Origin of the sequence: Neisseria sp. P0018.S001, from assembly GCF_051957355.1 — a bacterium.
GTDB classification, from domain to species: Bacteria; Pseudomonadota; Gammaproteobacteria; order Burkholderiales; family Neisseriaceae; genus Neisseria; species Neisseria subflava_A.
Window position 1 is genome coordinate 1 of the sequence record NZ_JBQCWN010000093.1, and the last position, 312, is coordinate 312.

General features: G+C 53.2%; 1 protein-coding gene. It reads right to left on the reverse strand.

All coding sequences use genetic code 11. The annotated features are described in order from the left end of the window. Nucleotides 1-312 (reverse strand): transposase (locus ACTHTJ_RS10990; protein ID WP_440361022.1); only part of this gene is annotated, 312 nt, incomplete at both ends.

Consider the following 312-nt stretch of genomic DNA (forward strand, 5'->3'; position numbering starts at 1 on the left):
CCTGGCGCTGTTTGCTGCCGGCGGTATGAATAATGGTGGCGTCAATGACGGCGGCGGATGCTTTCTCTACTTTTAGGCCTTTTTCGGTCAGTTGGCGGTTAATCAGTTCCAGCAATTCGGACAGGGTATTATCTTGCGCCAGCCAATTGCGGTAACGGCATAAGGTGCTGTAATCGGGGATGCTTAGTTCGTCAAAACGGCAAAACAGGTTGAAGTCGATGCGGGTGATGAGGCTGTGTTCGAGTTCGGGATCGGAGAGGCTGTGCCATTGTCCGAGCAGGACGGCTTTGAACATGGACAACAGGGGATAGG